The 16,443-nt window shown below is 70.1% G+C and carries 20 protein-coding genes; 6 read left to right on the top strand and 14 right to left on the bottom strand.

From position 1 onward, the window contains the following. Nucleotide 1 precedes the first annotated feature (1 nt). The gene (locus VGL85_RS18330) at nt 2-475 is read right to left on the bottom strand and encodes a hypothetical protein (protein ID WP_331590446.1); all 474 of its coding nucleotides are present in this window, start codon (nt 473-475) and stop codon (nt 2-4) included. A 104-nt stretch (nt 476-579) separates the two neighbouring features. On the opposite strand from VGL85_RS18330, the gene VGL85_RS18325 reads away from it, so the two are divergent. Continuing rightward, entirely contained in the window at nt 580-1,392 is an 813-nt protein-coding gene (locus tag VGL85_RS18325; protein ID WP_331590445.1) for a hypothetical protein, read from the top strand. Continuing rightward, nucleotides 1,382-1,798, top strand: a complete 417-nt coding sequence (locus tag VGL85_RS18320) for an NUDIX domain-containing protein (protein WP_331590444.1) — start codon at nt 1,382-1,384, stop codon at nt 1,796-1,798. The genes VGL85_RS18325 and VGL85_RS18320 overlap by 11 nt, the downstream gene beginning before the upstream one ends. 60 nt (nt 1,799-1,858) lie before the next feature. Here VGL85_RS18320 and VGL85_RS18315 read toward each other — a convergent pair whose 3' ends face one another. From VGL85_RS18315 to petA, 3 genes are read right to left on the bottom strand one after another with little or no spacing between them, the layout of a single operon-like run. Then, nucleotides 1,859-2,728, bottom strand: coding sequence for a cytochrome c1 (locus VGL85_RS18315; protein ID WP_331590443.1), 870 nt, complete (start codon nt 2,726-2,728; stop codon nt 1,859-1,861). Nucleotides 2,729-2,733: 5 nt separating this feature from the next. Next, nucleotides 2,734-4,053 carry a cytochrome b gene (locus VGL85_RS18310; RefSeq protein WP_331590442.1) on the bottom strand — a complete coding sequence of 440 codons (1,320 nt, stop codon included), beginning with the start codon at nt 4,051-4,053 and terminating at the stop codon, nt 2,734-2,736. 3 nt (nt 4,054-4,056) lie between these two features. Next, entirely contained in the window at nt 4,057-4,611 is a 555-nt protein-coding gene (gene petA / locus VGL85_RS18305; protein WP_331590441.1) for a ubiquinol-cytochrome c reductase iron-sulfur subunit, read from the bottom strand. Between the two features lie 224 nt (nt 4,612-4,835). On the opposite strand from petA, the gene VGL85_RS18300 reads away from it, so the two are divergent. Continuing rightward, entirely contained in the window at nt 4,836-5,309 is a 474-nt protein-coding gene (locus VGL85_RS18300) for a tRNA (cytidine(34)-2'-O)-methyltransferase (protein WP_331590440.1), read from the top strand. A gap of 10 nt (nt 5,310-5,319) precedes the next feature. Further along, nucleotides 5,320-6,222: an oxygen-dependent coproporphyrinogen oxidase gene (hemF, locus tag VGL85_RS18295; RefSeq protein ID WP_331590439.1), complete on the top strand. Its 903-nt coding sequence runs from the start codon at nt 5,320-5,322 to the stop codon at nt 6,220-6,222. Nucleotides 6,223-6,285: 63 nt separating this feature from the next. Here hemF and VGL85_RS18290 read toward each other — a convergent pair whose 3' ends face one another. The 6 genes from VGL85_RS18290 to VGL85_RS18265 all read right to left on the bottom strand — a co-directional run bounded on the left by VGL85_RS18290 (nt 6,286) and on the right by VGL85_RS18265 (nt 10,575). Then, complete coding sequence (locus tag VGL85_RS18290; RefSeq protein ID WP_331590438.1) at nt 6,286-6,993, bottom strand: type 1 glutamine amidotransferase; 708 nt, start codon at nt 6,991-6,993, stop codon at nt 6,286-6,288. 151 nt (nt 6,994-7,144) lie between these two features. Beyond that, entirely contained in the window at nt 7,145-8,395 is a 1,251-nt protein-coding gene (locus tag VGL85_RS18285; RefSeq protein WP_331590437.1) for a CCA tRNA nucleotidyltransferase, read from the bottom strand. Further along, nucleotides 8,392-8,712, bottom strand: coding sequence for a hypothetical protein (locus tag VGL85_RS18280; RefSeq protein WP_331590436.1), 321 nt, complete (start codon nt 8,710-8,712; stop codon nt 8,392-8,394). Before VGL85_RS18280 ends, VGL85_RS18285 begins: the two co-directional genes overlap by 4 nt. Then, nucleotides 8,705-9,358 (bottom strand): CoA pyrophosphatase, encoded by a 654-nt coding sequence (locus VGL85_RS18275; protein WP_331590435.1) that lies wholly within the window; start codon nt 9,356-9,358, stop codon nt 8,705-8,707. The genes VGL85_RS18280 and VGL85_RS18275 overlap by 8 nt, the downstream gene beginning before the upstream one ends. Further along, nucleotides 9,355-9,957 carry a DUF1285 domain-containing protein gene (locus tag VGL85_RS18270; protein WP_331590434.1) on the bottom strand — a complete coding sequence of 201 codons (603 nt, stop codon included), beginning with the start codon at nt 9,955-9,957 and terminating at the stop codon, nt 9,355-9,357. Before VGL85_RS18270 ends, VGL85_RS18275 begins: the two co-directional genes overlap by 4 nt. A 75-nt stretch (nt 9,958-10,032) precedes the next feature. Then, nucleotides 10,033-10,575, bottom strand: coding sequence for an N-acetyltransferase (locus VGL85_RS18265; protein ID WP_331590433.1), 543 nt, complete (start codon nt 10,573-10,575; stop codon nt 10,033-10,035). 252 nt (nt 10,576-10,827) lie between these two features. Here VGL85_RS18265 and VGL85_RS18260 point away from each other — a divergent pair, with 252 nt between their 5' ends. After that, nucleotides 10,828-12,126 (top strand): MFS transporter, encoded by a 1,299-nt coding sequence (locus VGL85_RS18260; protein ID WP_331590432.1) that lies wholly within the window; start codon nt 10,828-10,830, stop codon nt 12,124-12,126. Between the two features lie 45 nt (nt 12,127-12,171). Continuing rightward, nucleotides 12,172-13,110 carry an SDR family NAD(P)-dependent oxidoreductase gene (locus VGL85_RS18255; RefSeq protein ID WP_331590431.1) on the top strand — a complete coding sequence of 313 codons (939 nt, stop codon included), beginning with the start codon at nt 12,172-12,174 and terminating at the stop codon, nt 13,108-13,110. Between the two features lie 152 nt (nt 13,111-13,262). Here the strand turns inward: VGL85_RS18255 and VGL85_RS18250 are convergent, their stop codons facing one another. The 4 genes from VGL85_RS18250 to VGL85_RS18235 are packed head-to-tail and all read right to left on the bottom strand — an operon-like array spanning nt 13,263 to nt 16,364. Beyond that, nucleotides 13,263-13,859 (bottom strand): GNAT family N-acetyltransferase, encoded by a 597-nt coding sequence (locus VGL85_RS18250; protein WP_331590430.1) that lies wholly within the window; start codon nt 13,857-13,859, stop codon nt 13,263-13,265. A gap of 10 nt (nt 13,860-13,869) precedes the next feature. Beyond that, nucleotides 13,870-14,367 (bottom strand): GNAT family N-acetyltransferase, encoded by a 498-nt coding sequence (locus VGL85_RS18245; RefSeq protein WP_331590429.1) that lies wholly within the window; start codon nt 14,365-14,367, stop codon nt 13,870-13,872. Further along, nucleotides 14,364-15,242: an NAD(P)-dependent oxidoreductase gene (locus VGL85_RS18240; RefSeq protein WP_331590428.1), complete on the bottom strand. Its 879-nt coding sequence runs from the start codon at nt 15,240-15,242 to the stop codon at nt 14,364-14,366. Before VGL85_RS18240 ends, VGL85_RS18245 begins: the two co-directional genes overlap by 4 nt. A 39-nt stretch (nt 15,243-15,281) precedes the next feature. Next, the gene (locus VGL85_RS18235) at nt 15,282-16,364 is read right to left on the bottom strand and encodes an MBL fold metallo-hydrolase (RefSeq protein WP_331590427.1); all 1,083 of its coding nucleotides are present in this window, start codon (nt 16,362-16,364) and stop codon (nt 15,282-15,284) included. Between the last annotated feature and the right edge of the window lie 79 nt (nt 16,365-16,443).

The following is a 16,443-nucleotide window of genomic DNA, read 5'->3' as shown; positions in this document are numbered from 1 at the left end:
CTCAGCCCCGCTCCATGATCCGCGCCTGCACCTCGGGCGTCTTCTCAAGCGCGCGGGTGAGCACCGCCTGGGCGGCCAGGATGCCGATGCCGGCGGCGTAGGCGGAAAAGACGTTGGCGCCGAGCTGGCCCGCGCGGACCGCCCGGCCCACCTCTTCCCAGATGAACAGGCCAGCGCCCATCAGAAGCGCGACGCCCACCACCACCGAGCCCGGCGTCTGGCCGAAGCCGGCCTGGAAGCTCATCCAGACATAGCGCGCCAGCCAGCGCTTCACCGGCGGAATGATCAGCGGCAGCAGCAGCGAGGGGACCAGGAAGGCCAGCGGCCACAGGAAGGTCCAGCGCGCGGCGACGGCCGGGCCGCCGGGCAGCCGCTGCAGGGCGTTGATCGCGCCGGCCGCGTAGATCAGGCAGGCGGCCGCGACCGTCAGGTCCTGCATCCGCTTGAAGTTCCGCCACGCCCGCGTGTAGGCCATGCGCCCTAGTTAGGGACCTCTTGCGGCAGGCGTAAGGCGCGACATCGCCAGAGGCTTCGACTAGCGCCTATCCTCGCCTGGTGAACCGGCCCTTGAGTCGCCCCTTGTCGCTGTATTGCGCCCTCGCGGCGCTGGCCTGCGCGCCCACGGCGCGGGCCGCGGCCGCGCGCTGCTGGTACGAGAACCAGGTGGTGGTGGTGGGCGCCGAGGTCATGGGCGTCACCGGCGACTTCATCCTGGATCCGGCCACACCGCACACCGAGCTCGCCGACAGCCAGGCTCAGGCCGCGGGCTTCGCGGACACCGAATTGCAGGGCCCGGTGCGGCTGGCCGGGGTGACGGTCCCGCGGGCCGCCGTCTCGGTGCAGACCCTGGACCTGCGCACCGGCGCCCTGCCCACGCCGGTCGCCGGCGTCATCGGCGCCGACGTGCTGAAGGGCTATGTCCTCGACGTCGATTTCCACCCTTGCCGCATCCGCCTCTCGCGGCCCGGCCATGCGCCGCGGTTCCGCGCGCTGCGCACCCTGCCGCTGAGCTGGATCGCCGGACGGCCCGTGGTGGCCGCCGCGGTCTCGGACGGGCCGCACGCCGCCGGCGGCGGCTTTTCCCTGGGGGTGGGCGCCGACACCGCCGTTCGCGTCAGCGACGCCGCGGCCGCGGCGCCGGGGGCCGCCAAGCCGAAGGAAGCCTATCCCTATGGCGTCCTGCGCCCGCGCCTGCGCGCCTTCTCCTTCGCGGGCGGCCTGGTGGAGAACCTGGCCTCGGGCCTGGTCGCCGCGGAGGACCCGGCGCTGGTCGGCCAGATCGGCGCGCCGATCCTGTCGCGCTTCCGCTTGCGCCTCGACCTGGCCAGGAATCGCCTGATGCTCGCCGCCCCGCTGAAGGCGTCCCCCGGAGGCCGCAAGCATGTCCGCTGAGTTCGCAGGCTGGCCGCGCGTGGGCGGCGGCGCGGTGATCCTGCGCGACGGCGCGATCCTGCTGCAGCGCCGCCTCACCCCGCCGGAGGCCGGCGCCTGGGGCATCCCCGGCGGCAAGGTCGATCCCTTCGAGCCGACCGTGGACGCCGTGCGCCGCGAGGTCGAGGAGGAGACGGGCCTTGTGCTGGGGGCGCTCGAACTGATCAGCGTCTGCGACATGATCGACCGCGCGGCGGGCTACCACTGGGTCGCGCCCGCCTATCTGGCCATGAGCTTCCAGGGCGAGCCGCAGCTTCGCGAACCCGCCAAGCACAGCGGCCTGGCTTGGTTCGACCTCGCCGCCTTGCCGACCCCGCTGACCGCCCCGACGGTGGCCGCGCTCGAGGCCTTGCGCCGGCGCCGCTGACCGCAACGAAAAAGGCCCCGGCGCGAACCGGGGCCCTGATCGATCGCGGTACAGCGTGACCTAGTGGCCGACGTTGCGCCAGATCCGCTTGTAGCTGAACCACAGCAGGATCGAGAAGATCACCAGATAGATCATCGCGCCCAGGCCGAACGACTTGCGCTCCTCGGCCTTGGGATCCGAAGCCCAGGCCAGGAAGGCCGCCACGTCGCGGGCCTCGTCGGCGATCTTGTCGGGATGGCCGTCGTCGAAGGTCACCTTGCCGTCGGTGAGCGGCGGCGGCATGCCGATCGAGCCGCCCTCCGGCACCTTGTCCTTTGCCCCGCTCCAGCTGCCGCTGAGGTCGCCCGGGAACCAGGGGTTCCAGTACTTGCCGGCTGGCATGGTCAGGCCCGGCGGCGGCTTCTTGAAGCCGGTCAGGATCGAGAAGATGTAGTTCGGCCCGCCGTCGCGCGCCTTGGCCATATCCGACAGGTCCGGCGGAACGGCGCCGCCGTTGGACGCTTTCGCCGCATATTCATTGGCGAAGGGCGCGGGGAACTTGTCGGCGGGGGTGGCCGGGCGGGTGATCGGGTCGCCGGTGTCGGTGTCGATGTCCTTGACCTGGATGTCGTGCGCCAGGGACTTCACCACCGGGTTGTTGTTGGGGTTCGGGTACTTCGGATCGTAGAACGGCCCGCCCTTCTGCCCGAGGTTACGGAAGGACATCAGGTTCATCGAGTGGCAGGCCGAGCAGACCTCCCGATAGACCTTGTAGCCCCGCTGGAGCTGTTCCTTATCGAACCGGCCGAACGGCCCGTCGAAGGACCAGGCCTGTTCCCGAGGCTCTGCCTGGGTCGTGGCGGCGGACGCCGACCCGGCCAGCGGGCCGGCCCAAGACGCGGCCACCACCGCGAGCCCGAGCGCCGCGAACGCGAAACCTTTGCGCAGCATCAGGCTCAACCCCTCTTTTCAGGCGACGCCGCGGCGCCGGACGGCGCGGAGGCGGGATGCGACAGGACCGGGGAGGAGATGGACTCCGGCACCGGCAAGGGTGTTTCGGTCAACCCCAGCAGCGGCGTGATCACCCAGAAGTAGGCGAAGTAGTAGAGCGCGCCCACCCGCGACAGCCACACGTAGCTGTTGATGTTCGCGTCGAGGAACTGCAGGCCGGACGCGCCCGGGATCACCATGTCGTCCGGCGCATGCGCGCCGCAAAGGCCCAGGACCAGGCAGGCGAAGATGAAGATGAAGAAGTACAGCCGCGCTGTCGGGCGATAGCGCATCGACTTCACCTTCGAGGTGTCCAGCCACGGCAGCACGAACAGGGTGAGCAGCGCGCCGCCCATGGCGATCACGCCCATCAGCTTGTTCGGGACCGCCCGCAGGATCGCGTAGAACGGCAGCAGGTACCATTCGGGCACGATGTGCAGCGGGGTCTGCAATGGGTTGGCCTGGACGTAGTTGATCGCGTCGCCCAGCACGTTCGGCATGTAGAAGACGAACGCCGCGTACATGATCAGGAAGACCGAAATCGCGAAGCCGTCCTTCACCGTGTAGTAGGGGTGGAACGGGACGGTGTCCTCCTTGGACTTCACCTCCACGCCAGTCGGGTTGTTGTTGCCCGGCACGTGCAGCGCCCAGATGTGCAGGCCGACGACGCCGGCGAGCACGAAGGGCAGCAGGTAGTGCAGCGAGAAGAAGCGGTTCAGCGTCGGGTCGTCCACCGCGAAACCGCCCCACAGCCAGGTGGTGATCGAGGGGCCGACCAGCGGGATCGCGCCGATCAGGTTGGTGATCACCACCGCGCCGTGGAAGCTCATCTGGCCCCAGGGCAGGACGTAGCCGAAGAAGGCCGTGCCCATCATCAGCAGGTAGATCACGCAGCCCAGGATCCACAGCACCTCGCGCGGCGCCTTGTAGGAGCCGTAGTAGAGGCCGCGGAACATATGGATGTAGACCGCCAGGAAGAACATCGAGGCGCCGTTGGCGTGCGTGTAGCGGATCAGCCAACCGTAGTTGACGTCACGCATGATGCGCTCGACCGAATTGAAGGCGTAGTCCACGTGCGGGACGTAGTGCATCGCCAGGATGACGCCCGTCACGATCTGGATGCCCAGCATCATCGCCAGGATGCCGCCGAAGGTCCACCAGTAGTTCAGGTTCTTTGGCGTCGGGAACGTCACCATGGTGTCGTTGGCGAAGCGAAGGATCGGAAGGCGCGCGTCGAGCCAGCGCTCGAAACCGGTCTTCGGCTCGTAGGTCGAGGGTCCGCTCATCCGTCAGCCCACCTTGATCTTGGAATCGGAGAGGAAGCTGTAGTCCGGAATCGCGAGGTTCAGCGGCGCGGGACCCCGCCGGATGCGGCCGGAGGTGTCGTAGACCGAGCCATGGCACGGGCAAAGCCAGCCGCCGTAGTCGCCGCCGCCGAAGGTCGGCACGCAGCCCAGGTGCGTACACACACCGATCAGGATCAGGTACTGGGCCTTGCCCGGCTTGTGGCGGCTCTCGTCGGTGGCCGGATCGCGCAGGTCGGCGTGGTCGCCGGCGATGGCCTCCTCGATCTCCTTGGGCGTGCGGTAGCGGACGAACAGCGGTTTGCCGCGCCACTTCACGACGATCTGTTGGCCTTCGACGACCTTCGAGATGTCCACATCGATGGACGCCAGGGCGAGCGTGTCGCCGGCCGGGTTCATCTGGTCGATGAACGGCCAGGCGAGACCGCCGACCACGCCGAGCGCAGCCACGCCCGCGGCGATATGGATGAAGTCGCGACGATTCGGGTCGTCACCCGAAACGTGCGGATCGGGACTTGCGCCCGCGACGGTGTCGGCCACCTAAAGCTACCCTTCGTTTCAAGGCTCCCAAGAGCCTCGCATGAGACCTCGGGGCCTGGCGTCTTTGGACCCTGCCAGAGGCTCTGGTAAGGGCTTTTAAGTCACGACGGCCCGGCAGGAAACTCGCGTGTCCGATACTCTTCCCCGATGGCCCTGCGAACCCCGCACAGCCTCGGGTGTGAATCGTCCATTGCCCCGGCCTAACCCGTCGCGGTTCGCTTAGAATGCGTTTGGCCCTTTTTCAACCGGACATTCCGCAAAACGTCGGCGCCGCTCTGCGGCTGGGCGCCTGCCTGGGCGTCCCGGTGGACGTGATCGAGCCCTGCGGCTTCCCCTTGTCGGACGCCGGCGTGCGCCGCGCGGCGATGGACTACGGGGCAATGGCGGACCTCAAACGGCACGCGGGGTGGACGGATTTTCTCGCCGGTCCGGAGCGGGCCGAAGGCCGGCTGATCCTGTTCACCACCAAGGGCGCGGCGCCCCTCCACGGCTTCGAATTCCACCCCGGCGACACCCTGTTGTTCGGCCGCGAGAGCGCCGGCGCCCCGCCGGAAGTCCATGCCGCGGCGCAGGAACGGCTGTTCATCCCGCTCACGCCCGGGGCGCGGTCCCTGAACCTCACCGTGAGCGCGGCGATCGCGCTCAGCGAGGCCCTGCGCCAGACGAACGGCTTTCCAACCAGCGCCCCAACCGGCTAGCACACAGGCCATGTCGCAAGCTCAAGCGCCCGCCCCATCGTCCCTGCCCCCCGAGATCCTGGGGCGCCGCGACCGCGCCAAGGCCTGGTTCGAAGGCCTGCAGACCCGCATCATCGCCGAGCTGGAACGCCTGGAGGATGAGGCGCCGGCGGAACTCTACCCTGACGCGCCGGGCCGCTTCGACCTGCGCCCCTGGACGCGGGAGACCGGGGTCGGCGGCGGCATCGGCGGTCACCTGCGCGGCCGGCTGTTCGAGAAGGCGGGCGTCCACACCTCCGCCGCCGTCGCCCGCTTCTCGCCGGAGATGGCGCAGACCATGCCGGGCGCCGGCAAGGACCCCTCCTACGTCTCGGCCTCGATCAGCCTGATCGTCCATCCGGCGAGCCCGCGCGTGCCCACCGTGCATATGAACACGCGGTTCCTGTCGACGGCGGAGAGCTGGTTCGGCGGCGGCGCCGACCTCACCCCCATGCTGGACGAGCAGAGGAGCCAGCAGGCCGACGACGCGATCCTGTTCCACAAGGCCATGCAGGACGCCTGCGACCCCTTCGACCCGGAGTGGTATCCGAAATTCAAGGCCTGGTGCGACGAGTACTTCTACCTGCCGCATCGGGGCGAGACGCGCGGCGTCGGCGGCATCTTCTACGACCGCCACGACACCGGCGACTTCGAGCGCGACTTCGCCTTCACCCGCGCGGTGGGGGAGGCCTTCCTCGCGGTCTATCCGAAGATCGTGCGCCACCGCATGGATGAGCCCTGGACCGACGACGACCGCGCCCAGCAGCTCATCCGCCGCGGCCGCTACGTCGAGTTCAACCTGCTCTACGACCGCGGCACCATGTTCGGCCTCAAGGCCGGCGGCAACATCGAGACGATTTTGAGCTCCATGCCGCCGCTGGTCGCCTGGACCTAGCGAGAAGTTCAGGCTTCCCTGTTCCTTCTCCCCTTGCGGGAGAAGGACCTTCGCGTCCCGGTCTCAGCAATTCTCCGCCAGGAACGCCGCGATCCAGTCGCCGACGCGCGCCCGGTCATCGGGGCGATCGTAGCTTTCCACCGCCGCGGTCGCGATCTCCGGGGTCAACGGCCCGTCGCGGCGGGTCTCGATGAGGGCCACGGCATAGGCCGGGTCGAACTCGGGATGCGGCTGCATGGAGATCGCCCGCTCGCCCGGCCAGACCAGCCCTGCGAAGGGGGTGAAGTCGCTGGCCGCCCAGACCTCGGCGCCCGGCGGCTTTTCCACCACCTGATCCTGGTGGCTGGCCGGCAGGCGGATGGTCGCCGGCGCGCCTTCGCCCATCCAGGGCTCGCGCAGCGCGATGCGGTATTCGTTCTCGCCGACGCCCCAGCCCTTGGGCGACTTGATCACCTTGCCGCCGAACGCCTGGGCCATGATCTGGTGGCCAAGGCAAACGCCGACCAGCGCCGCCCGTCCCTTCGCCGCGCGCAGGAAATCCTCGAACGGCGCGATCCACGGCAGCGGCTCATAGGCGCCCGCCGCCCCGCCGGTGACGATATAGCCGTCGCAGGCCGTCGGGCTCTGCGGCAACTCGCCCGCCTCAACATCGAAGGCCGCCCAGTCGTAGGCGTCTTGCCCCAACAGATGGCGGAACATGTCCGGATAGGTCCCGAACTGCGGGACGCAAGCCTTCGGCGGCCGGCCGGTTTTCAGGATGCCGAGTTTCATTTTGGCCAACTGCCTTCGCCCCCTCCGTCACCTGCGGTGACACCTCCCCCGCACTCTGCGGTGCGGGAGAGGAGCGTGCGCCATCGCTCCACCCCAGAAGGGAACACATCGGGGGCGGTGTCACCGCAGGTGACGGAGGGGGCGAGCGGACTCAAAACGCCATCCCCTGCGTCACCGCCTTCAGCTTCTCGATCACCGACAGCCGGTCGTCGAGGAAGTCCTGGTCGACCCACCAGTCCTCCACCTCGCGCAGCACCTGGCCCACCATCGGGCCCTTGGGCGCGCCGGCGGCGATCACGTCGTCGCCGGTGAGCGGGAAGGCGGGCGGGCTCCAGCCTTCGCCCAGCGCGATCAGCCCGCGCCATTGCATGGTGGGCGCCGTGCCGCTTGACCGCGCCCAGGCCAGCTTGGCCCGGTCGCGGAACACCCTGGGCCCCTGGCGATAGACCGCGCGACGAATCTCCCTGGGGCTCATCCAGCTCTTCAGCTCGGGCGTCGGCGAGAGCGCCGCGGCCAGCCGGTCGCGTTCGGCGTTCGCCAGCCGCAGGCGCTCTGCGAGCTGGACTGCGCCCACCTGGTCATCGGCCAGCAGGGCCGCCAGGCGCAGCAGCGGGTCGCACTCGAACAGCTGGTCGGCCTCGATGGCCACCAGGCCCTCGAACCGCGCCAGGTCGATCGGCGCGGGCAGCACCTCGCCCAGCACGCCGGTGCGGGCCATCAACGCCACGGCCGGGCGCGGATCGTCGGCGGCCAGCAGCTTCAGAAGCTCCTTCGACACCCGCTCGGCCGAGAGCGTCCCGATCTCGCCGCGCAGCCTTTCGCAGGCGGCCAGCGCCGCGGCGTCGGCCGGCTCGCTCCCATACCAGGCGAAGAAGCGGAAGAAGCGCAGGATGCGCAGATAGTCCTCCCGAACCCGGGCCTCCGGCTCGCCCACGAACACGATGCGCCCGGCCCGCGCGTCAGCGACACCCTCGCCGGTCGGGTCGAACAGCGTCCCGTCGCGCCGGGCATAGAGGCTGTTCAGGGTGAAGTCGCGCCGCCGCGCGTCCGCTTCCCAATCGGCGGTGAAGGCCACCACCGCGCGGCGGCCGTCGGTGGAGACATCGCGGCGAAGCGTGGTGATCTCGAAGGGCTGGCCGCCCGAGACCGCGGTCACCGTCCCGTGCTCCACCCCGGTCGGCACGGCCTTCAGCCCCGCGGCCGCCAACGCCTTCGTGACCGCGTCCGGCGTCAGCACCGTGGCGATGTCGATGTCGCTCACCGGCCGGCCCAGGAGGGTGTTCCTCACGCAGCCGCCCACGAAGCGGGCGCAGTCGGCCCCGCCGGCCGCCTCCAGGGCGTCCAGCACCGCCGCAGCCTTCGGCTCGGTCATCCAGGGGCGTTGGCCGATCGTCCCGGTCATTTGCGCGCGCTCGGGAGCGTCGCCGTTGGGGGCGCGGGATTGGGGGATGCGGGAACGCCCTTCTCGAAATAGCCGGTGCTGACGCTGCCGTCCGACGTGGCCTGGGCCGGCACATAGGCCTCGTGGCGATTGTCCCTATGGAAGACCGCCGTGGCGATCAACGACAAGCCGACCAGCATCGCGCCCGCCGCGAACAGCCAGGACCAGGGCGTCGAGCCCATCGGCCGGCCGGTCCGCTGCGCCCAAGCCCGCCAGACGAACCAGACCACGAAGGGAAGCGCGGCGAGCGCTAGGCGCCAGGCGACGATCTCAGGCAACGGCGGCTCCATAGAGCCGCTCGTAGAGCGCGCGCAGCATCCCCGCCGTCGCGCCCCAGATGAACCGGTCCTCGTGGGTGTAGGCGTAGAAGCGTCGCTTCTCGCCGGTCGGAAGTTCGCGCTCGTGCTCCTCCAGGTTGGTAGGGTCCATCAGGAAGCCGAACGGCGTCTCGAAGATCTCCGCCACCTCGTCGGGGTTGGCCGTGAGCGTGAAGCCGGGGGAGACGAAGCCCACCACCGGGGTGATCAGATAGCCGGTGCCGGTGCGGTAGGGCGTCGAGAGCCCCACCGGCGAGACGAAGCGGGGCTCCAGCCCGATCTCCTCGTGCGCTTCGCGCAGCGCCGTCTGCCAGGGCGTCTCGCCCGGATCGCGCCGCCCGCCCGGCAAAGCCACCTGGCCGGTGTGGCGGCGAAGCGTGTCGGCGCGGCGCGTCAGGATCACGTTCAGGCCCGCGTCGCGCTCCACCAGGCCGATCAGCACCGCCGCCGGCGTCAGTGGGCCCTCGGCCGGATCGGGATAGGCCCTGGAAAGATCGAAGTCCGAGCGGATCGGGCCGGCTTGCGACGCCGCATAGGTCTCCAGCGGGTCCAGATGGTCGCCGATCCAGTCGCGCAGGTCGCCGCGCCCGCCCCTCAGCAGGCTCACCGCTGGTGCGCCTCAAGCTTGTGGGCGTTAGGGGGCCCGACCGGATACCAGGCGCCGTTCGAGGCCACGCCAAGGGTCGGCCCGTCGGGCGTGTCCCGCTCCTCGGCCAGCTCCACCAACTCGTAGAACACCGGGCGCGCGATCAGCGCCTCCAGCCCGCGCCGCACGTGCAGATAAGGCCGGGGCTCGCCGCCCTCGCCCATCTCCACGCGGATGTAATTCTCCGGCCCGGCCTCCACCTCGTCGCCGACGTTGGTCAGGAACCGCAAGACGTCGCCTTCGCGGTCCACGCGGGTGGCCACGAAGGGCGCGTCCTCGACCCGGATCTTCATCTTCTCCACCGGGGTCACCAGGCAGATGCCGTCGGGGTCCTTGCGCAGCACCGTGGAAAACAGGCGCACCAGCGCCTCGCGGCCGATCGGCGTGCCCTCGTGGAACCACACCCCGTCCTTGCGGATGAAGATGTCGATCTCCCCGCAGTGCGGCGGATTCCACAGGTGCACCGGCGGCAGGCCGCGGCCCTCCTTTGAATCTGGGGCAGCCTGCTTGGCCGCGGCGATCACGCCCTCGAGACTCGGTTTGCTGGGCGCCTCGGCCATGCGGGGAAGGTAGGCGCGCCGGAGGGCCGCCTCAACCTCCCCTCACCGCGAAGCGACAGCCGGCGAGGCTGCGCCTCAGACCGGCCGGACCGGCCCCGCCAGTTCCGCCGCGTCCGAGGTCAGCGCGCGGACCAGCACCCGCTTCGGATCCACCGGCCCGGGCATGACGATCCGGCGCGCCGGGGCGTTGGCGAAGCCCACGCGCCCGAAATAGGCCTCATCGCCCACCAGCAGCACGTGGGTCTCGCCGGCGGCCGCGGCGGCTTCGCAGGCGCGCGCGATCATCCGGGCGCCAAAGCCCGCGCTGCGCTCGCCCTCCTCCACGGCGAAGGGGCCCAGGAAGGCGATGGGCGCGCCGCCCACCCGCACGCGCCACATCCGCGCGCAGCCCAGGAGCCGCTCTTCCCCCGAAGGGCCTGGCGACCAAGCGCAGACCGATAGCTCCGGGGCGAACTGGGCGAACTCGCGCACGCGTTCGGAGACCTTGGCATAGCGGCCGGGGCCGAAGGCGCGCTCGATCAGGGCGTCGATCTGCGGGCCGTCCTGCGGCCGTTCGGGTTGCAGGATCAGTGTCGGAGCCTGGTCCGACGGCGCGGGTTTGGAAGGTTGGGCGGTCATGAAGGCGACCTCGACGAAGGAAACGACGACAGCCCGGCCGCGCGAAGGCGCGGGGCCGGAGGCGGATCAGCAGGCGCGGCGCACGCGCCCGGTTCGTCGAAGGCTTCGCATCTCAAGGCCGGTCCAAGGACCCAAGCGGGGTCGAGGCCGGCGCACATAGGGCCTTGCGCCCCGCAGGTCAACGCCGGGCCGGCCCCTAAACCACGCCAGCCATTGCAGGCGCGGGCGGGTTTGGGCAGGTTGCACCCGCCCATGGCCGAGACCACGCCCGACGCGCCCGCGCTTCCCGTCCCCTCGGCCCCGGTTCCGTCGGCCCCCGTTCCTTCGGCCAGGGCGCTGCTGAGGGAGCGCGACTACCTGGCCTTCTGGATCTGCCGCTGGACCGGCGGCTTCGCCGGCCAGATCCAGAGCGTGGCCATGGGCTGGCAGATGTACGGGCTGGCCCGCGCCGCCGGGAAAACCGTCGACGAAAGCGCCTTCCTGGTCGGCATGCTGGGCCTGGCCTCGTTCGTGCCGGTGTTCCTGCTGGCGCTCATCGCCGGCGAGGCCGCCGACCGCTACGATCGCAAGAAGGTGCTGCTCTGCTGCTTCGCCGGCGAGATCGCCACGGTGCTCACCCTGGCGCTGGCCTCCTGGCAGGGCTGGATCTCGCCGTCGATCATGATGGGGGTGGCCTTCCTGTTCGGCTGCGCGCGCGCCTTCTTCGCCCCGGCCAACACGGCGCTGGGGCCCATGCTGGTGCCGCGTGAGCTCCTGCCGCGGGCCATCGCCTGGAACTCGCTGGCCTGGCAGACCGCCTCCATCATAGGGCCCGCCGCGGCCGGCTTCCTGGTCGCCCAGTCGACCACCGCGGCCTACCTGACCACCTTCGGCCTCTATGTGGTCTCGGGCTCCGCCGTGCTCGCCATCCGCAAGAGCGGCCAGCCGCAGGTCAGCCCCGGCTCGCGCTGGCAACTGATGAAGGAGGGCCTGAGCTACGTCTGGAACCAGAAGATCGTCTTCGGGGCCATCTCGCTCGACCTGTTCGCCGTCCTGCTGGGCGGGGTGACCTCGCTCCTGCCCAGCTTCGCCCGCGACATCCTGCACATCGGCGCCCAGGGCTTCGGCGTGCTGCGTTCCGGCCCCGCCATCGGCGCGACCGTGGTGGCCCTGCTGCTGGCCGCGCGGCCGATCCGCCGCCACGCCGGCCTCTTCATGCTGGGCGGCGTGGGCCTCTATGGCCTGGCCACCTGCGTCTTCGCCCAGTCGCGCATCCTGTGGGTCTCGGTCGCCGCCCTGGCCGTGCTGGGCGGAGCCGACATGCTCAGCGTCTACGTCCGCCAGACGCTGGTGCAGCTGGTCACGCCGGACCCGATGCGCGGGCGCGTGGCGGCTGTTTCCTCGGTGTTCATCGGCGCCTCCAACGAGTTCGGCGAGTTCGAGAGCGGGGTGGTCGCCCGCTTCCTGGGGCCGGTCGGCGCGGCCCTGTTCGGCGGCGTCGGCGCCTTGGTGGTCGTGGCCGCCTGGTCCGGCCTGTTTCCCGCCTTGCGCAAGGCTGATCGGCTCGAATAACTGTCGGCCAATTCATTCGGCGAAATTGGATAGGGAGATAGATCCATGGGCGCATTGGCAGGCAAGGTCGTCCTCGTCACCGGCGGCGGCAACGGAATCGGGCGCGACTGCGCGCTGATCGCGGCGCGCGAAGGCGCCAAGGTGGTGGTCAACGACCTGGGCGGGGGCCTGAAGGGCGAGGACGAAGGCTCCGCGGGCCCGGCCGAGGCGGTGGCCGCCGAGATCCGCGCGGCCGGCGGCGAGGCGGTCTCCAACTCCGACAGCGTCACCGACCTGGACGCCGTCCACGGCATGGTCGAACAGGCCAAGAAGGCCTTCGGCGGCCTTCATGCAGTCATTAATCCTGCAGGAATTCTTCGCGACGTAATGTTCCACAAGATGAGCGAGGCCGAGTGGGACTCGGTGATCAACGTCCACATGCGCGGCTCCTTCAACGTCGCGCGCGCCACCATCGAGCTGTTCCGCGAGCAGCAGGACGGCGCCTACATGTTCTTCACCTCGACCAGCGGCCTGTTCGGCAACATCGGCCAGGCCAACTATGGCGCGGCCAAGATGGGCATCGCGGGCCTGTCGCGGATCATCGCCATGGAAGGCGCGCGCAACAATGTGCGCTCCAACTGCCTGGCGCCGGTCGCCTGGACGCGGATGACCCAGTCGGTGCCGATCAAGGACGAGGCGGCCGCCGCGCGGCGCGCCGTGATGGCCGAGAAGATCCGCCCCGACCAGCCGGCCCGCTTCTCCGTGGCCATGGTCAGCCCGGCCGCCTCGGGCGTCTCCGGCCAGATCTTCGGCTCCTCCGGCGAGAACATCATCCTCTACAGCCAGCCGCGCCCGGTGGTGACCTGCACCAAGCCGGAGGGCGAAAGCTGGACGGTGGAGTCCATCCTCAAGGAGGCCGTCCCGCAGATGGCGCCGAAGTTCTTCGACCTGAACCGCGCCCCGCTGGCCGGATCCCAGAACAACCAGCAGAAGACCCCGGCCTAGGCTTCGAAAAACCTCTCCCATTAGTGGGAGAGGGGGGACCACGAAACCATCTGGAGAGGGCGCTGGATCGGCCATGGCGGCACGACCGGCGCACGGCCTCAACGCCCCTCCGTCAGCTTCGCTGCCACCTCCCCCGAATGGGGGAGGTTTTGCTACAGCCTGTGCCGCAACTCCCAATCCGCGCGGGTCAGCTCCCAGTAGAGTGACCGCCGGATCGTCCCGTCGGGCCGGGTGCTCTCGACCTCGCCCATGCGTCGGAAGCCGGCCGCGTCGATGGCCTTGGCGGACCGGACGTTGTCGAGGGCGGCGGTGAGGCCGATCAGCCGCAGGCCCAGGTGCTCGAACATCCAGGCGATGGATTGGGCGACGCCGCGCGCGCCCTGGCCGGAGTTCTGCAGGTCGCCGCGCCGCGCGCCCGCCAGTTCGCCCGAGGCCCGCTCGGGCCAGACGGTGATCCGCGAATAGCCGCCCACCGCGCCGGCCTCGTCGAGGTTCACCGACAGGATGCAGCGGCCCTCCTGGCGCAGGGCCTCGCTGTCGGCCACCCAGGCCGCGACGCTGTCGCGGGTGATCGGCTTCGGCAGGTCGTAGATCGGCCCCGACACCGCCGGATCGGCCAGCAGTTGGTAGAGGCCGTCCACATGCTCCGGCCCCGCCACCACCCGGCCCTGCGCCGCCCGCACCGCCGTGCGGATCGCCGCCGCTTCGTCGGGCGTGGCGACCAGCTCGGTCTTGGGCGGCGCGCTCATGGCCGGTCTCCTATCCCTCCGCCAGCGCCATCAGCGCTTCGCCGTAGAGCCGGCGCACCGTCCACTCCTCCATCGCCGCGGCGTTGAGGCTGTCGTAGAACTCGATGGCCGGGGTGTTCCAGTTCAGCACCGACCATTCCAGCCGGCCCAGGTCGGCGTCGACGCAGCGCTGCGCCAGCCGGCGCAGCAGCGCCTTGCCGGCCCCCAGACCGCGGGCCTCCGGCTTCACGAACAGGTCCTCGAGGTAGATCCCGGCCCGGCCCCGGAAGGTCGAATAGTTGTAGAACCAGAGCGCGAAGCCCACCGGCTGGCCGCCCGCCTCGGCGATCTCGCAGAAGCAGCGCGGGTTCTCGCCGAACAGGTCGCGGCGGATGTCGGCCTCGGTGGCCTCGACGTCGTGGCCCAGCTTCTCGTACTCGGCCAGCGCCTTGATGAACTCCAGGATCAGCGACACGTCGGCCAGGGTGGCGACGCGGATCTTGACCTTCTCTGTCGTCCCGACATTCATCGCGGTTGCAGGCTCCCCTCGCCGATCGTCACGCCGGGCGGCGGCGGTATGTCGTCCGGCACGAAGAAGTCCGGCATCAGGCTGGCGCTCGGATCCACCCGGTACTTGTCGAAGTCGCGCACGCCCTCGCCGTAGAGGAAGGTGTCGTCGATCAGGAAATTGCCGCTGAAGCTGCGCGCGTCCTTCTCGAAGACCGCATGCGCGGCGTCGGCCATGATCTCCACCGTGCGGCAGTGGCGCAGCCCCTCGTCGCCGGCCAGGGCGAACTTGATCGCCGCGGTGGCGATGCCGGTGCGCGGCCAGAGCGCGTTGAAGGCGATCCCGTCGTCCTTGAACTCCGCGGCCATGCCCAGCACGCACATGCTCATCCCGAACTTCGCCATGCTGTAGGCTGTATGCCCCGAGAACCACCGCGGGTTCATGTCCAACGGCGGCGACAGCATCAGCACATGCGGATTGGCCGCCTGCTTCAGCCAGGGGATGCAGGCCTTGGAGGTCAGATAGGTGCCGCGCGCGTTGATCTGGTTCATCAGATCGTAGCGCTTCATGTCGGTGGCCAGCGTGCCGGTCAGCGAAATCGCGCTGGCGTTGTTCACGCAGATGTCGATGCCGCCGAACCGCTGGGCCGTCTGCTCGACCGCCGCCATCACCGAGGCCTCATCGCGCACGTCCACCACCAGCGGCAGAGCCGCGCCGCCGGCCTTCTCGATCTCCTCGGCGGCGGTGTAGATCGTGCCCGGCAGCTTGGGGTGCGGCTCGGCGGTCTTGGCGGCGATCGCCACATTGGCCCCGTCGCGCGCGGCGCGCAGGGCGATGGCCAGGCCGATGCCGCGACTGGCGCCGGTGACGAACAGGGTCTTGCCCTTGAGGCTCATGATCGTTCTCCCGAAGAGCGGGGCCTCCGCTGTACGGCCTCAGGCCGCCTGGTACCAGTCGATCCCGTCCGCGCCGCGGGTGCGGGTCGCCTGGCCGCGGGCGATCAGGCAGTTGAGATGGGCGAGGCTCTCGCCGGTCGCCAGCCCCAGCAGGCCGTGGTCGATCTGGCGGCGGAACAGGGCGCGGAACACATCCACCGCCCGCTTGGGGTCGGCGATCAGGGCGTGCAGCCGCGCCAGCCCCCGCTCGTGGCCGCCGATCAGGTGGTCGATCCGCGCGTGCAGCCCGTGGAACGGGTCGTTGTGCGCCGGCAGCACCAGCACCTCGTCCGGCACCGTGGCCTTCACCCGCGCCAGCGAGGTCAGCCAGTCGGTCAACGGGTCGCCGTTCGGCTCGGTCGGAAACACCGAGACGTTGGACGAGATCTTCGGAAGCACCTGGTCGCCGGTGATGATGACCTTGAGCTCGGGCGCCCACAGGCAGGCGTGCTCCGGGCTGTGGCCCGAGCCGATCACCACATGCCAGTCGTGCTCGCCGATCCGCACCACGTCGCCGTCCGACAGCCGCTGGAAGCTGTCGGGCAGGGCGTGCAGGGCACGGCCGAAGCCGCCGAAGCGCGCCTTGTAGGTCTCCAGCGCGTCCTCGTCCCAGCCGGCGGCCCTGAAGAAGGTCAGCGCGTCGCGCGGCGCCTCGCGCCCGGTGTCGGCCGCCAGCGAGCGGCACATCAGGAACTCCAGGCGGCTGATCCACAGCCGGCAGTCGAAGCGCCGGGTCAGCCAGCCGGCCATGCCGATATGGTCGGGGTGCATGTGGGTGACGAACACCCGGCTGACCTTCAGGCCCGCCAGCGGCCCGGCGAAGGCCTTCTTCCAGGCGCTCTGGGTCGCCTCGCCGCCCAGGCCGGTGTCGACGATCGCCACCTGCCGCTCGCCTCTCTCGTTCAGGCCATCGTCGATCGCCCAGACGTTGATGAAAGCCAGCGCCCCGCCCAGCGGCATGCGCAGCCAGCGCACGCCGGGCGCGACCTCGATGGCTTCGCCGGTCCTGGGCCCCTGCTCGAAGGGATAGACGAGCCTCGCCCGTTCCTTCTCGCGCACCGCCTCTTCGATCCCGTCGCGCAAACGTCAGACTCCTGAACCCGAAGGCTGTTATTCTGGTCCGGCCCGGCCCTCCGCCGCAAACGGCGATTTCTATGGCGCG

The sequence above is a fragment of the Phenylobacterium sp. genome, assembly GCF_036501465.1.
Taxonomy (GTDB): Bacteria; Pseudomonadota; Alphaproteobacteria; order Caulobacterales; family Caulobacteraceae; genus Phenylobacterium.
This window is presented reverse-complemented; position numbering and strand designations above follow the sequence as displayed.

Coding starts and splice junctions, on each gene's coding strand:
- VGL85_RS18330 (WP_331590446.1), bottom strand. CDS start 475: ATGGCCTACACGCGGGCGTGGCGGAACTTCAAGCGGATGCAGGACCTG.
- VGL85_RS18320 (WP_331590444.1), top strand. CDS start 1,382: ATGTCCGCTGAGTTCGCAGGCTGGCCGCGCGTGGGCGGCGGCGCGGTG.
- VGL85_RS18315 (WP_331590443.1), bottom strand. CDS start 2,728: ATGCTGCGCAAAGGTTTCGCGTTCGCGGCGCTCGGGCTCGCGGTGGTG.
- VGL85_RS18310 (WP_331590442.1), bottom strand. CDS start 4,053: ATGAGCGGACCCTCGACCTACGAGCCGAAGACCGGTTTCGAGCGCTGG.
- VGL85_RS18300 (WP_331590440.1), top strand. CDS start 4,836: ATGCGTTTGGCCCTTTTTCAACCGGACATTCCGCAAAACGTCGGCGCC.
- hemF (WP_331590439.1), top strand. CDS start 5,320: ATGTCGCAAGCTCAAGCGCCCGCCCCATCGTCCCTGCCCCCCGAGATC.
- VGL85_RS18290 (WP_331590438.1), bottom strand. CDS start 6,993: ATGAAACTCGGCATCCTGAAAACCGGCCGGCCGCCGAAGGCTTGCGTC.
- VGL85_RS18285 (WP_331590437.1), bottom strand. CDS start 8,395: ATGACCGGGACGATCGGCCAACGCCCCTGGATGACCGAGCCGAAGGCT.
- VGL85_RS18270 (WP_331590434.1), bottom strand. CDS start 9,957: ATGGCCGAGGCGCCCAGCAAACCGAGTCTCGAGGGCGTGATCGCCGCG.
- VGL85_RS18265 (WP_331590433.1), bottom strand. CDS start 10,575: ATGACCGCCCAACCTTCCAAACCCGCGCCGTCGGACCAGGCTCCGACA.
- VGL85_RS18260 (WP_331590432.1), top strand. CDS start 10,828: ATGGCCGAGACCACGCCCGACGCGCCCGCGCTTCCCGTCCCCTCGGCC.
- VGL85_RS18255 (WP_331590431.1), top strand. CDS start 12,172: ATGGGCGCATTGGCAGGCAAGGTCGTCCTCGTCACCGGCGGCGGCAAC.
- VGL85_RS18250 (WP_331590430.1), bottom strand. CDS start 13,859: ATGAGCGCGCCGCCCAAGACCGAGCTGGTCGCCACGCCCGACGAAGCG.
- VGL85_RS18245 (WP_331590429.1), bottom strand. CDS start 14,367: ATGAATGTCGGGACGACAGAGAAGGTCAAGATCCGCGTCGCCACCCTG.
- VGL85_RS18240 (WP_331590428.1), bottom strand. CDS start 15,242: ATGAGCCTCAAGGGCAAGACCCTGTTCGTCACCGGCGCCAGTCGCGGC.